16 protein-coding genes are annotated in these 14,252 nt (G+C 56.7%); 2 read left to right on the top strand and 14 right to left on the bottom strand.

Annotated elements, in window-relative coordinates; all coding sequences use genetic code 11:
* Positions 1-108: 108 nt before the first annotated feature.
* Positions 109-3,393: a DEAD/DEAH box helicase gene (locus AABE10_RS11915; protein WP_342933445.1), complete on the bottom strand. Its 3,285-nt coding sequence runs from the start codon at positions 3,391-3,393 to the stop codon at positions 109-111.
* 425 nt (positions 3,394-3,818) lie between these two features.
* Between AABE10_RS11915 and AABE10_RS11910 the strand changes: the two genes are divergently transcribed.
* The gene (locus AABE10_RS11910; RefSeq protein ID WP_342933444.1) at positions 3,819-3,980 is read left to right on the top strand and encodes a hypothetical protein; all 162 of its coding nucleotides are present in this window, start codon (positions 3,819-3,821) and stop codon (positions 3,978-3,980) included.
* 177 nt (positions 3,981-4,157) lie between these two features.
* Here AABE10_RS11910 and AABE10_RS11905 read toward each other — a convergent pair whose 3' ends face one another.
* The 11 genes from AABE10_RS11905 to AABE10_RS11855 form a co-directional block, all read right to left on the bottom strand.
* On the bottom strand, positions 4,158-5,036 hold the full coding sequence (locus AABE10_RS11905; RefSeq protein ID WP_342933443.1) for a hypothetical protein: 879 nt from the start codon (positions 5,034-5,036) through the stop codon (positions 4,158-4,160).
* A gap of 106 nt (positions 5,037-5,142) precedes the next feature.
* Entirely contained in the window at positions 5,143-5,448 is a 306-nt protein-coding gene (locus tag AABE10_RS11900; protein ID WP_342933442.1) for a hypothetical protein, read from the bottom strand.
* Positions 5,449-5,469: 21 nt separating this feature from the next.
* Positions 5,470-5,868 carry a hypothetical protein gene (locus AABE10_RS11895; protein WP_342933441.1) on the bottom strand — a complete coding sequence of 133 codons (399 nt, stop codon included), beginning with the start codon at positions 5,866-5,868 and terminating at the stop codon, positions 5,470-5,472.
* Positions 5,862-6,545, bottom strand: a complete 684-nt coding sequence (locus tag AABE10_RS11890; RefSeq protein WP_342933440.1) for a hypothetical protein — start codon at positions 6,543-6,545, stop codon at positions 5,862-5,864. Before AABE10_RS11890 ends, AABE10_RS11895 begins: the two co-directional genes overlap by 7 nt.
* A 20-nt stretch (positions 6,546-6,565) precedes the next feature.
* Complete coding sequence (locus AABE10_RS11885; protein WP_342933439.1) at positions 6,566-6,787, bottom strand: hypothetical protein; 222 nt, start codon at positions 6,785-6,787, stop codon at positions 6,566-6,568.
* Between the two features lie 16 nt (positions 6,788-6,803).
* Positions 6,804-7,025 carry a hypothetical protein gene (locus AABE10_RS11880; protein ID WP_342933438.1) on the bottom strand — a complete coding sequence of 74 codons (222 nt, stop codon included), beginning with the start codon at positions 7,023-7,025 and terminating at the stop codon, positions 6,804-6,806.
* Between the two features lie 8 nt (positions 7,026-7,033).
* A complete protein-coding gene (locus AABE10_RS11875; RefSeq protein WP_342933437.1) occupies positions 7,034-7,261 on the bottom strand; it encodes a hypothetical protein in 228 nt (75 codons plus the stop codon).
* Positions 7,262-7,288: 27 nt separating this feature from the next.
* Positions 7,289-7,693 carry a hypothetical protein gene (locus AABE10_RS11870; protein WP_342933436.1) on the bottom strand — a complete coding sequence of 135 codons (405 nt, stop codon included), beginning with the start codon at positions 7,691-7,693 and terminating at the stop codon, positions 7,289-7,291.
* A gap of 68 nt (positions 7,694-7,761) precedes the next feature.
* Positions 7,762-8,142, bottom strand: a complete 381-nt coding sequence (locus AABE10_RS11865) for a hypothetical protein (RefSeq protein WP_342933435.1) — start codon at positions 8,140-8,142, stop codon at positions 7,762-7,764.
* Between the two features lie 54 nt (positions 8,143-8,196).
* Entirely contained in the window at positions 8,197-10,065 is a 1,869-nt protein-coding gene (locus AABE10_RS11860; protein ID WP_342933434.1) for a UvrD-helicase domain-containing protein, read from the bottom strand.
* Positions 10,062-12,419, bottom strand: a complete 2,358-nt coding sequence (locus AABE10_RS11855) for an AAA family ATPase (RefSeq protein ID WP_342933433.1) — start codon at positions 12,417-12,419, stop codon at positions 10,062-10,064. Before AABE10_RS11855 ends, AABE10_RS11860 begins: the two co-directional genes overlap by 4 nt.
* 401 nt (positions 12,420-12,820) lie before the next feature.
* Here AABE10_RS11855 and AABE10_RS11850 point away from each other — a divergent pair, with 401 nt between their 5' ends.
* Positions 12,821-13,033: a helix-turn-helix transcriptional regulator gene (locus AABE10_RS11850; RefSeq protein ID WP_027196483.1), complete on the top strand. Its 213-nt coding sequence runs from the start codon at positions 12,821-12,823 to the stop codon at positions 13,031-13,033.
* 16 nt (positions 13,034-13,049) lie between these two features.
* Here the strand turns inward: AABE10_RS11850 and AABE10_RS11845 are convergent, their stop codons facing one another.
* Positions 13,050-13,493, bottom strand: a complete 444-nt coding sequence (locus AABE10_RS11845; protein WP_342933850.1) for an SET domain-containing protein — start codon at positions 13,491-13,493, stop codon at positions 13,050-13,052.
* A gap of 54 nt (positions 13,494-13,547) precedes the next feature.
* Positions 13,548-14,246 carry a DUF4400 domain-containing protein gene (locus AABE10_RS11840; protein WP_342933432.1) on the bottom strand — a complete coding sequence of 233 codons (699 nt, stop codon included), beginning with the start codon at positions 14,244-14,246 and terminating at the stop codon, positions 13,548-13,550.
* Positions 14,247-14,252: the final 6 nt, after the last annotated feature.

Raw genomic sequence — 14,252 nt, 5'->3', positions numbered from 1 at the left:
GCGCGTCATACGGCGTTGTCGCCAAACGGACAGACAGCTGACCTTCGGTTCGCGGCCGCCCGCTCCCTCGGCGGTAATGCTAACGCCCGGCATTCCGAGCAGTTGCACCTATTCAACCTTCACAACGTCGCCACAAAATACATGTAATGGAAGCTGGTAAGTCTCGCTCAAGAATTTCTCCGTGACGCCAAGCAACGCAAGTTGATGCTCAGCAGCCTCCGTCTTGGAAAGCCCCGGTTGAACGATGAAAACTCTGAGCGTTACTGCACACGTGCGGCTGATGTCTCTGATCAATGCTAGTCGATCACGGCTGCCAACTTCGATACGCGAGGGTCTGCCCTCATCGAGGCGGATAGATTCACGCTTTAGAAGGTGAACGAAAAGATCTGTCCGTCTGTCCTTGTTATGCAGCCACGTAACGCTGCGCTGTGCCTGCCCGCATACGACATACATATCATCGATTCTCGCTCCCGGAGTATTCCCGCCTGAATACTTGCAATGCACCAAATCGACCGTAATAAGCTTCGGTGCGATGGGATCATCGAGAGCTATTCCTACAATGTCCGCCGCTTCACCCGCTCCGTCGTCATCGACCATCACGTCATATGCGTATCGTTCCTTCAAAACCTCGATGGTTCTGTACTGCACAGAGTCCTTCCTGCGTTCTTCACGTTGCGATTCCTTCTTGATATCAATGTCCGTCCAGTCGAGTATCTCCAGCTTCTCCCGGGGAAATAGCGTTGAGCCCGTACGCAACTCAGTGTGCATGTTCCCGTCCAACCTCGATCCATCCGCGAACCAGATAGTCGGGGGGAATTCCGTGAGGAAGTCGCAAAGATCGACCGTTTTCCCACGCCGGATCGCAGCGCGATCCGCGCCTTCATAGACAAAAGCGAAGTCAGCCGTGGCCCCGGATCCTACAAACTTCAAACGAACCTTGACTTCCCGCTTGTCGGTAAATACACGAATGACCAGCGGCGCGGTCGCCGAGTACTCGACAAGCTCGATGCCGACATGAGTCATAAAAACTTCTGAGATGTACTCAAACGAAAATGCCGTGACGGACTCGTTGAAGTCGATGAGTTCGACTGGCCAGTCGACACCAATAGCAACGGCGGATGGGCGCGCCATAACCATGCGCGGAATCAAGGTGCCTTTCAGAACCTCTTCTGGATCGATATCGTCGTTCGCGATCTTCTCGCCAGCCTGCTTGCACCACTCAGAAAAATTGCTTACTCGCAAACGCAAATTCGACCAAACGCGCCCGCGCTTTCCTGCGCCGATGGATGTTTGTTCCCCACGTGAAAATCCGACCCCGGCGAGAACAGCTTTCGTTGAAATGCCCAGGGTTGTTTCAGATAGACGTGCGCCTACGTCCGGCCCCATGCGGCCCGTGTATCGAATCTGACGGCCAATTTGTTCGTTGAGTCCGACATTCGTGAGCATTAGCCGATTGATTCCAGCCATTACCCGAAACACTTCAGGTGCGACAACCAAGGAAACGTCGTCTCCGCAAAGCGCTTTGGCGAAATCGGCGTAAGTACCAGTGTTAGTTGATCCGTGAACATAGAGGAGTGCGAGCTGTTGATCCCATACAGCGATACAGAGCTCCCAGACAATGCTTTCAACTGAGGCGATATCGGTCCACGGCACACCTTGGCGTCGCGGCGCCAGAACTACCAGGGTGTGCTCGGAGGCGTTAAGAATGGGATAAATCCGCTCATCCTTCGATCCCCCTCGAAAGGCTTTCCGGTAGTTCTCAGGCTTCCATGTCGCACATCGGGTGCGATACACGACCATGCTTGCGGATGGGTGAATTTCATGTAACGGGATATCGTCGAGCTGCCCGACAAACCCGGCGAGGAATTCTTGCGCCTCCACTTCTTGATCGATCGCTCCTTCACTCAGGCCCGGAAGGAGAAGATTCCAGTCAGGATCCTGGGAATATAGTGTTCGCAGCTCCTCGCGAAGATTCACATCCGCAGTGTTTGCGATGAATACAGGGTCGCCTAGATCTTCCCTCGCTCGCGTAAAACGGCCAGCCAACTGTAGGGTAATCGCCAAGCTCTTCTTGAGGTCGTGGAATGCCGCAATCTTCAGTTCGGGCATGTCAAAGCCTTCTCCGAGCATGTCCACACAGACTACGATCCGTGATTGCCCGCATTCCAGCAAGCTCCGAGAGGCATTCGCTTCTTTCGTAGATATGCTGCTGTGGAGCATGACAGGGTTGTACTCTCCGATACCGCGGTAGATCTCAAGCACCTGAGCAGCACGAGCTTTCGTGGCAACACGCGCCATGGCGACGTGAAGTCCTGTTGCGTCTGACCGCAATTCTTCCACAACCGCTTTCGCGATTTCCATATCGGCTCGCGACGTGCCGAACTCGAAAACGTTTCTGAAGCGGATTGGACGAAAGTATCCCTCGCGCTGAGCCATTCTGAGAGGGTAGACATAGACAATCTTCCCGTCGAGTGGCAGACCATCCTCGCGGAACGGAGTCGCCGTGAACTGCAAAATAGGCCGTTCGCGTGATTTGAAATGGGACTTGAACTGTTTCCACGTCGGCGCCTCTGCGTGATGTGCCTCGTCGATGAACAAGTGCGAACATTGTTCCGCCATTCGGTCCTGAACATCAGGGGAGCAAAGTCCGGCCAATGCACTGGTGGTTACGATGACGTTGCATTGGCTGAAGAATTCGTCGACTTCGCCTGGGGTAGACGGAAGCTTCATTAGCGTCCCCACCACGGGCCTAATCGCTGTTTGATCCAAGACCACGCAATCCGGATGCTTAAGAATTCCTAGACTGTAGAATTTTTCGGCAATCTGTCGCCGAAGCGCGTCCGTTGGAACCAGAACCAGTAGACGCGGACACCGCGCCGTAACCAACGTTGCCAACATGGTCTCGGTCTTCCCCGTCCCTGTTGGCATGACCACAGTCGCGACGCTGGAAGCTGTCGACCAATGTGCATGTATCGCATGGAGCGCTCCAATCTGCGGCTTGCGAAGGCCAAGCTTCCCGGGACCGGCCTCTTCTTCGCTGATATACCTGAATGCGTTTCGCCAGCTACCTAGTGCCTCAGCGACCGAAATGCTTGCTGCCGACGCGTTCCAAGATATCCATTTGGCTGTTTGGAGATCAATTTCGTCCGCAGCATCCGGAATATTGCCAACTAGCGAAACGCCGTCCGAGGGTATCTGCGCCGTCTCCGGTAAGCGCTGAAACACATAAATGATCTCACCTGCATTAGTTTTGAACATCCATCCGCGCGCGGATGGAAGCGTAAACCGCGTCATTTCAGCTTCCAATGTCCTGGATGTTCCCTTCAACTGCTTGATCGTTCCTTTTGCAAACTTAGCATCCAAGCCGAGTAGTGGCGGCAACGTAAGCTTCATTCACTATCCCCGAAGAATCTTCTATTTTGATATCGGAACGTAGGTAATCACGCCACCTTTCGAGATACTTGGCAGCGCGTGGCAGCGGGACAGTCTTAGTTCAAATCGTTATCCTCTTTCAACAGAGATTGTCGGCGATTTGAAACATTGTGTCGAACGACCTTTTTTGCCAATTCTGTGCTCTCGGGAACAACGATGGCACTGCACCGCAACCGCCGCGCCGCAAAAGCAGAAACCAACCATGGAATCCCGGATTCCACACAGTGCGTCTCTTGCTGATATCATATTCGCAGGCTGTCGTCACCTGCCGCACGCGCCCACTTGGGCATGACGAAGACGATGTATCATCCCCCCCATTCTGGACATTGTTTTCTATGGGCGGCCCGCAAAGCGTGCACCGGATTTTACCCCCCGTGGAGAAAGCAATGGACCTTCAGCAATTGAAACTGCTGGCCGGCAGTATTCGCGCCTTCCTGCAGCAGGCAAACATCCGCATCGGCCACAACGAATCGCTCGACATTGCGGCAGCATTGCCGGGGTTGCGGGACTGGCCGGAAGTCTCGGCTTTTCCGGTTAAGACTGCGTGAAAATCAACACTCACGAGCAGCCGGACCGTGTGTCGTTGGTACCGCGCGGGCGCCACGCCGATCCTTTGATGCGCAGGGAATTGACACCTGAACGCGCGTGAGTGCATTGTACGCGCAGGTTACGGGTAGGACTGGATAATGCCACGATATGACCAACTGTCCCGATCGGCGAATTCTTTAGGGGAATTCGAAATACCCTTTGTTCTTGTAGTAAAGGCTAAGCGCGTGAAAGATCGCCTCTTCGATGGTGCCGACATATTTCTCTGCCTCCGTCACATCTATATCTGCGCCCAAAGTCCGATGCACAAGCGCATTGCGTTTCTCGACTCCTTTAACTATTACCTTGAGATGAGGCGAACGCTCACCAAGATATGCCTCGAGCACCTCGCCATAGAGTTTTGAGAGCGGCGGAGACGGGAGGTTGTCAAACAGAACCGCGGTCTCCGGGCGTGCCATCTGGAGGATTTCCTTAATGGCTAGCTCGGCGGCAATGGTCGCATCAACCCATCGATACTTAGGGTCTCCTTCGGCCTTGGCGCGGTGCAGATATCGCATTCCCACAAGTGGCGTGACACCATCTGCAACAATCTGCTGCAAGCGCTGAGCATTCGCTCCCACGAGAACTGGAATCTGCGACAGGGTGATGCGTCCGGATATCCATGAAGGGAATTTCCGCCATTCGTTGCTCGACGATTCTTTCCATTGCCGGTTCAGTCCGGCGAGTGCCCCGTGCGGAATCCTCTCGTCCCGCGCCAAAAGATACTTCCAAGCGTGCAATGCTATATCGGCTGTAGAGTTTATTTTCTCTTCCAGTCCGCTTAACACAGCCGGATAGTCGCTCTGATTGACCAACGCTTGCGTCTCGCCGAGGGTGGACACGACTTCCGGCTCAACGGAAAGGCCAGCTAACTGGAAAATACATCGACGGTTTGTGAGATCAAGATCGACCTCCGCGTGTACAGCGTCGGAAAACGGAACGCTAATCTTCGCTTCACCCGAAAGTCGTGTTTCCTTCGCCACCTGAATGCTAAATTCGGCTTTGATATCAATCTGCATGTTGTTAATTCCTAGTCTCAACGTTGTCGCAGTGTGGATCGGACGTGCCTATGCAGACCGGCGCTGTCATCTCTATGCACGGCCGTCCCACCATAGGACTACGCAATCATGGCTGAACCTCGCCCTCTTTTTCCATCAGACTAAAAAATTGGTGAACTCTTCGCAGGGTAGAGATCGCGGCTCTGAAAGAAATTTCACAGGTGCGGAAACTTGCATGCAGCGAACACCGAGCTTCGCTATGCTTCAACGATACGCCCATGAGGCCGCCAACGAACGATCCGACGAGCGTCTGCCAGCGATCAAGCCAACTCACCAGTCCCGACGTCGTCGACGTCGCAACGCTCGACGCAGCATACAGCGGCGCACAGACACGGGCAGAGGCCTGTGTGACTTGATAGAGTAGATCGCTCATATCGTCAGCCGCTTTTCCTATCTAGGACCGGCGAGACTTTGCCACGGCTAGCAGCAAGTCGAGCGCATTCGACTCCGTGGCCATTCCGTTGAATGAGGTCCCAATGGTATGCCCCATTGTGCCGATGACGTTGAGTGACGCGAGTGCATCTGCATGCTCGTTGATCACCAAAGCAGAAAGGTTCTCCGTATCGACCCCAGTTCGCGCCGCGTTCGCGATCGCGCGTACGCAGTCGTTTAGAGCAGATCCCAATTCGTCCAAGCGTGCGTTCGTACGGCCGTCATAGACACGGACAGACTGAGGCACACTTCCATGTTCGCTCGACATCGAAATCCCCTTTTTGGTTGCCGGGCCAATACCAGCATTTCCTTGCTTTCCGCTGTTAGAGAGTAAGCCAAGGCCGCGAATGTCGGTCACCATCCCCCTGCCAGTTCGTGACGCAATCCGACGTGGAAGCAGTTCAGCCAGTAACATGCGGTCGTGAGCGCCGCAAGCTCCTGCTCCAGCAGGTTAGGTGCGTAGCGAAAGGCTTCGACCAACTCATCGTTCTGGCCCACAACAAATAGCGCTTTGAGTACTCCCTGCTGCTCGGCCTGCCAATGTTCGACCTCCGTGATCGTCATTGGCTTGTTATTCGACTTCGTTGAGTTATTTTCGGTTGGATATCGGAAAAACACGCCTCGGCTGTCCATCTGGTCAATCCGGGCTATCGCCTCATCCAGCTCAGGCGGCGGCGGAAGCCAAGCTGTTCTCGCCCGCACCTCCAGCGCTTCCCGATGAAACGTGAGCAGATCGATGAAGGAGCGATAAAGCACACCGAGATTATGTATGCTTGTCAGTGGCTTATTCTTGCCGGCAATTTGAATCGCTGGAAAGGGTTCATTGCTCGCGGCAAGAGCTCGGTGTGACACGATGAGTACAGATTTGAGAAACAATTCTGCAGCATGTCGCAAGAGAAAACAGGTCGGTAACTCGCGCTGCGCGATTGAGTCTTTTTCCGCTGCCATTAGGGTTTCGGCGCTAGCCTTAAAGGCCGACGCCATCGCGCCGAAACCATCGTCAGCGTGTTTGTCGTATGGAGTGAGCATCCAGTGCATACCCGTCCCTTTTCCGATGGCTACGCGCGACGCACTTCGATTGCTTCATTCATGCCCTCGACGTGGAGCATGTAACGTCCGCTTTCCTCGATCACCTTGGCTTCGGGTCTGTAGGCATAGCGGTACATGTACCGGTAGGACTTCTGGCGCCACTTGCGACCGTTTGCAAACTCGAAAACCGTATTCTGGTCCTTGAACCCGGTGAACACCCCTTTCAACCTTCCCTCTTGGACGATGGTCATTTCGCGTTTCTTCCGATCAGGAGAGATCGAACACGACGGTGCCGCCACCAGCTGCCGCAATGGCCTTCAAGTCTGTTGTCGATTTCGACTTGACGTTGTTCAAGAAGACCGTCGAGCCTTTACCCTTTGCGTTCGCCGCGATCGATTTAAGGTCTGTCGTGCTGAATTTTCTGGCGTCCAAGACCATGCCACCGCCTGCCGCTGCAATGGCCTTCAAGTCGGTTACTGATTTGTTCATCGTGCTCTTTACCATCGGCTACCGGCCGTGCGGGGCGCAGTCGCGCCGTGTGTTTTCCGCTTGCCGTCGCTCTCTGGTTCGACAACTTGGTAGAGCTCATCTTTTGGAGAATTCTTCGTCCCGGTCGTATTGAACCAGCTCAGCTCATGCCCGTTCAAGTTCACCGCCCTGAACACATACATTGGCGCTCCCGCCTTGTTGGCCGCTTCCTGCGCTTTTCTCAAGGTTTCTTCCATCGTTTGGTTACTCTCGTTTTCGGTTGCTCAAAGCGCGAGCAGGGCGCCGTAGCCGAGCGCCTGCGCGCGACGATACGCCTCCTGCAGCACGTCAGCCACGGCCGCGATCGCCTGGTTTCCGGCGGGTGCCGGAAACCAGGTCTGCTCCTGCCCAAGCTCGCGACCATAACGCGCGACGAGCATCGCCGGCAGATGCCCCTCTGGTAGGCGAACATAGAGTTCATGACCTTGGTAGAGGCCGAGCGGCATGGAGCCGGCGATCGGATAGTCGAACACCGGTGTGTTGACCCAGGCTGTCCGAAACTGCATGCACTGGTTTGCGCCCTCCCCGACCACCCGGGACGATGTTAGCGCGATCCCCCACTCCTCGATATCGGTCAATGCGGCGGAAGTCTGAACGTAGTCGGTCGCCGATTGAGGCGGCTTAGTCATTGGTTTACCTCTTCCTGTCCGTGTAGTGGGCCGCCTCACGGGCCGCCCAAGGGTTGCTTTCCTGTCTATCAAAACTTGCGACTGACAAAAAAAGCACCAAAGCCGTTTGCCGCCGCAAGGACGTAGCTAACGCTGTTTGTCTTGAAACCGTATGCAGCAATCAGTGCCTGGAAGACACAGAAGGTGGCAGCAATGATCCAGTTCGAACGAAATGTACGCCTTCGCTCAGCTTCGGCGTGCTCCAACTCGAGCATCTTTTGCTGATGCAGGTTCGCGTCGCGCTGGGTCTTCTCTTCCTCGCGAATGCGCGTTGTATCGACGAAACCATGTCGAATGCTCTCGGCGGCGCGAGCAAGGCCAAAAGGGTCGTCTCTTTCTTTGCTCGTGGGAGTGCCCGTCGCTTTAGGTGGCAAAACTTCGTCGATCTTGATGTCCGGGACCTGGTCCATGGTTAATTTCCCCGTCGTTTTCCGTTGTGTTGCGCTCAGACGGCGCCGTGGTGTCTATGTAGCCAATTGGAGTTCCGAGACGATTTCTGCGGGAGTGAACCAGCCTTCGTTCAAAACGAAGGACGTAACACGTTCGGTCGCCGCGGAATAGGCGACCAGCGCAAGGCTTTCCTTCGCGCGGCTTGCCGTCACATAGAACAGGCGTTTGGTTGCTTCCACCGTTCTATCCCCTGCAGGCTTCCCCCCGAACAGATCGTCGTACTTGAACATGAAGCCGCGTGCTTCCGAGTCGTCCATGACGACCATTACCCGATCAAATTCCAAACCCTTCACGCCTTGATGGGTGTCAAAATGAGCCCTACCTGAAAGATATTCGGTCATCGGTTCGATTTGAGAAAACGGCGTCCGCAAAAAAGTCTGGATGGCGATGTCCCGTTCCGTTTGGTGATCTTCCCGTTCATCTTCGTCGGATGAGTCGGCCGCGGCCCGTTCAATCGCTCCAGACGCATGTGCCTGAAGCGCATCGGGGATCTCAAGGAGACTGGTCGTCGCGACGTACCTCAAGACGGAGAGCAATGAAGGCTCCACGGTGCCGCTCCAGAGCTCCAGGAGACCGCTGACTGCCTTGCTGACACCCTGGAGCAGGGCCTTGTTGTCTTTCGACTGCCGCAGGGACGCGGGGCTCATGAGCGGCGAGCTGGCTTTGACCATGCGGGCAATGGCGAACTGGTCATCTGCGCGCTTGGCACGGATCAGGGGAAGGACTTGCTCCGAGAAAAACCGGAATACTGGCAGCGTGCCCTGAAGAAAGCTGGTGCGCCAGCCTTCGTAGTCGTAGAGCGCGGAAAACGCGTCAAGGAACCCCAGGCGCGACGCGGCCATGCGATGCTCAAGGGTGAGCGTCTTCACAGCCTTTGCCTCGTTCCATTGTTCATCGCGGGTGATGGCGGCCATGTGCCTGGCGATGGCGCGTTCTGCTGCAGGCTTGTCTTCTGTGCTACTGGGAAAAATGAAAAGCCTGACATGCCCGTCGGCTGTGGATGATGGTGTGATCTGCCGCTGCCCGTCGCTGCGTATCTTGTTGATCAACGTAACAACACGCTTGGGGCACCGGTAGTTCAAGGCTTTCGCCGGCTCTGACCAGTCGTCCGGCAGGCCCTGCCCGAGCCCCTCCTTCCCGTCTGAATAGATCCGCTGCATCATGTCGCCGATCAGGCCGAGCAGGAATCGCCCTTTCAGTTTGGACTGAACGGCAAAGAGTGCGTCGACCAGATACCGATTGGTATCCTGGCTTTCGTCGATAAGCAGGATTGGATACCGCCCGGCGAGAATGCTTTGCATGGCGGGTTTCGTGCTCAGGAAATGGGCCGTTAGCTTCAGCACCTCCCCATGATTGAGTGCGTCGCGCCCGCGGTTGTCTCCTGTTGGGCTATATGTGAACGATTTGATGTTGGGCAGGTTCTGCAACCGCCTCGTCTTCGATTCGATCCTGCTCAGGCGGCTTGCGGAAGCCTTCGTCCCTTTGCGCCCCTTGGCTTCTTCAGCTCTAAGCTTCGTAATGTCTTCTGCGAGATCCGACCGCAACCATTCCCTGATATCGTGGTTCAACCCCTCGATGAGCGACCACGCGAAGCTATGTATGGTTCGGACGTCAATCAAGGGATCGAACTGGAGTCGTCTCTTGATCTCGTCGCTCGCGGCATTGGTAAAGGTGATGACAGCGACCCGCTGGCCCTTGACGCGGAGTCGGTCCGCCATCGTCCTTTGAACGTGCTGAAGCGCCGTGACGAGCGATCGCGTCTTGCCGGACCCGGCGCCAGCGAAGAGGAAAAAGCTTTTCGGTGTATCGAGATTGAGGCAGGCCGCAATTTCAATGTCGACGTGTGCATCGTCTGGCTCTGCCGGTTGGAGGGCGGCCGTCATGCGGCCACCTCGGCGGCTATGGGCCCTTCAGGCGTGGACTCTACCGGCATCAGGACGGCAGACGGCCCCTTGCCGAGGACCTCGTCCTCCTTTCTCTTGAGCTGGGCGGCGAGCCATAGCAGCCCTTTGCTGATATATGCGGGGACGGTCATGGTGTCGATCTCTTTACTGTAGAGAAGCTCCATTGCGAATTCAGCCTTGCCGCCTTTTCCGAGGTCAACCGCGAATTTGCTGGCGAGGTCGGCTGCATCAACTGCATCATCGATCGACTTCCGAAGGCGACCCATCAGGCCGGTGCCGCTCATCGTCTTGAATGTCTCAAGGTTTTCGTAGACCAGCGCGTCCTCAAAGGTGTTTGCGAGCAACTCCACCGGTTCGGCTGTCTTGAACTTGGCCCTTATCGGTTGCTGATAGGCCACGCGGACGCCGTACCCACTGCTGTCCGAAAGAGCAAGATCCACTTCCTTGGTGTCGAGCAAGGTATCCAGCGACTCGTTCTTCGGGACCCAGGCTTTCAGCGTCTCGTTACGCGCCTTGAGACCGGCGCCACGGGCCGGCGGAACCGAACTGCCCCCGGGGTTCTTGGCATCGATGTCAGTGATGATCAGCGCGTTCAGGCCGAGATGTTCAATCAGCGACTTCAACCGATGAGCGTGGCTCCCGCCAATCTCCAGCCACGTCACGTAACAACGGCCGAGGAACTCATACTCGCTCCGGGAACGAACGAAGTGCGGGACAAGAATACGTTCGGCCGGCCCCTCGACAAGGATCACGCCGTCGGCGAAAAAGAGGTCATAGTGCGTCGCCTTCAGGTATCGCTTGACGAATCGGGCAGTATCGTCCTCGGTGCCAAACGTCCCGGACAGGTTCACAACGCACGAGACTGGCACGGAGCCGTCCACCGTGTTTACCGGGAGTCGTCTGAAGTACCGCAGCGACGTGAACTCGGCCTCGTGTGCAAGATGGCTGGAATGCGTACTGACTACCAGTTGAGTACACAGGTCCTTCGAGGCTTTGAGCCTGTCGTGTTTGCGCAGGACCTCATACGCCTGCCTGATGAAGACCTGTTGAACCTGCGCGTGAAGATGCGCCTCCGGTTCTTCGATCAGGACGAGATGAAGCGGCGGGATCAGATCATCACCATCCCCGGCCACTTTCCCGGCCTTGCCGACGCGCATCCATTTGTCGCGAAAGCTCATCAGCGCAAAAATCATCGAAACGAGGTTCTGGTAACCGAGTCCGTTCGAATCTTCCGGAAGCTGATGAATCTGGCCCGTTGCAGCGCTTTGATGCGTGGGCACGACGTACTGAACAGCTGATGCGTGATTCAAGCCGTCGATGGGCTTGATGTTCGTGGTAATCGTGAGCTTCGGGTCTGTCACACCTGGATAGCCGATGTCCTCCAGTTCCCGGAGTGCATCGGCAAAGCACACTGCCAGGCGCTTGCCGAAGGCGGTCTGCGCTCCGTGAAGAGCCTGCAAGGCCTCCAGATCCTTCGGCTCGGGTTGATCGAAAGGGTCGAGGTGCTGGGCGTAGTAGTGACGAAGCTGACTGGATAGTTTTTTCCCACCGCGCACGCCACCTTCATCTAGATTATCCTCACCCCTTGCCGTTGCCGGCGCAAACCCAAACCCGCGCTGCGCGCTGATCTCATCGATTCGGATAATCTTCTTGAGTGGGTCCCCGTCCACAGGCTCGCTATCGGCGGGAAGAGCCTGCGGCGCAGCGATACCATCCTTCGGGAGGACCAGCTTGGCCGGATCAAGGAGATACGCGCGTACTTCAAACATCGAACGAAGTTTGACGGACAGGAAGTCCATCAAGGACCGGGGCCAGAGAGCGAATCCATCCGCTCCATTAGAAGCTGCTGCTGACGGTGCCGCCTCCGCCGCATTAGCGCTCATGACAGCCGCCGCTGCGAGTTTCGCTGCCAGATATGCGGCCCTGAAGGCCTGCTCGTCCTTGGGTTCGTAGCGCAGACGCACGCCGATGGGCGCGCCGGCCCAGTCGAGCGTCGGAAGGATCTTTTGAACGTAGTGAAGTTCCCTCTCCGGCACATCGAGCCAAACGTCGAGGTGCGGAAGTACCGCGTTCCAGTCGAATGATTGGTCCGCCTCTTCAGCTTCCGACGCCTCCCACTGTTGCCCGAGCGCGTCGAGCTTGGCCCAATTTGACAACGTGAAATCATTGATCGAAAAATCAATGCGTCCTACGAGGAAATGGCGAAGCGCGACCATCGCGGACGTCTTTCCACTGTTGTTGGCGCCGACGAAGACAGTCGTCTTCTCCGCAAGATCGACCCTCACCTTCTGCAGCTTGCGGAAGTTCCCAATCTCGACGAGCTTGATGTTCATGCTGTTTCCCCGTAGGTCTCTAACCCGCCGCGACCTGAGTCTTAAGATTCGATATCGCCGAGCTGCATTGATATACGGCAGCCAGATGGGTTCCCACGAATCCGTCGTCAGTGTGCTCACGGTTTGCTGCACTTCCACGATACTGGGGTGGAGTATTGACTCTGTGACGAAGTCGCCAGAAACCACGACCTCAACATCCGGTCAACCGACGTAGCCGCAAGCGCGTCCAAGGCGGATTATTGTAACCAAGAGTAACGGCGAGAGTCACTTTAGTTTTAGCCTGGATGGCGAATCTTCACACCGTCTCACGACACCTCATTATCGTTCTGACGCGTGTCCATGGAAGGCTGAAACGACAGGGGGATAATCAAAGCTGAACAAGAAGCAGGAGGATATGCGCCATGGATCAGGTAATGCGCATGAAGGATGTTGTAAAGAAAATTGGGCTCTGCCGCGCCACCATTTATGCAATGATCAGCCGCGGGGAGTTTCCGCGCCCCATACGCATCGGAGAACGTGCGACCGGCTGGCGCGAGTCAGAATTGGAGGCGTGGCTCGCGAACCGCACCGCCGCGCGAGAGCGGTCGGCCTCAGCGCTACCATCGGGCCGCTGAATCGCGGTGTGCGACATCACGAGCCCACAGCGAGCATCGTGCCGCGGCATCCCGAGGCGCCGCACCGGCAGACATAGCTGAACCTCACCTCTTCCTCCGTTGTATCGTCAACGGCTAACTGATAATCCAGAAAGAGTTCCTCGCCGGGTGCGATCGCGGTCGACGCGTGAATAAACACACGGTCTTCGATCTCCAGCGCTTCGCAATTGGCGTTGCATGAGTGATTGAGCCAGCGTGCGCTGTTTCCCCGACGCCCGCCGTCGATCACGCGTCCGTCCGAGAGGCCGAAGAAATACGTGTGGCCTGCCGTGCCAGTGTCTTCATGCCTTCCGATGGCCGTCGTCCACTCGATCGTCTCACCCTTGTATTCGAAAATCCGCTCCCCAGCTTCGAGTGCCCGTAATGCGAACACGCCGCGCCCGTGCACGGACGAGCGTCGAACGGCCACGCGTCGCTGCATAACCTGTCTGTTCTGTTTTTTCATGGCGGGAGTATAGGGGAGACAAATTGCGACCTACGTGTACTTCTTGAAGTACTTCGCCATGTTCCAGGCCGCGATCACGCTCATGAGCGACACCGGCCAGAACAGCAGGTGGATCGGCAGCCGCACCGGCGCGACGAGCCAGATGACTGCGGTCAACGGGATCACGCCGAACGTCAGGAAGCGCTTCGCGTGATGGTAACGGGTCGCCGACTCGTGGCCGCCCTGCGCGCGCCTCACGTGTCGCGCCACCAGACCGTCGGCCACAGCAACAACAATCGCGAGCACGAACTGCGGAACGGTCATCGCGAGCATGGCGATGCGAACGCCGAAGAGCTTGACACCGACCATCGCCACCACGAGCGCCTCGCGTGTCGCCCCCGTAAACGCCGGTCGCAGGTACGATCCCAAGCCATGTGACGGCAGAACGCCCGCCTCCCATGCCCGCGCCGACGCATCGATGCCGGTCCAGCCGAACCAGCTCCAGTACGCGGCGTCGGCCGCCCGCGCCGCCAACCCGGGATCGGTCGTCTCGTTCAGGTAAAAGTGCAGGAGCTCCTGCATCCCGCCCACTGGATCGTCTGGCCACAACGCACGCGCAGCAGCCAGATCGGCCAATACCGCAAGGACGCTGGCGAGCAGCAGCCAGAGCGAGACGTGAATCGCCAGATCCACAATCCAGAAAAACGACTTCACACCCTCGGCATTGCCGTCCCGTGTTTTCGTGACCATGCTCGC

The organism is Paraburkholderia diazotrophica (assembly GCF_038900755.1).
GTDB lineage: Bacteria > Pseudomonadota > Gammaproteobacteria > Burkholderiales > Burkholderiaceae > Paraburkholderia > Paraburkholderia diazotrophica_A.
Note: the sequence above shows the minus strand (reverse complement) of the source record. Positions and strands in the feature narration are given on the sequence as shown.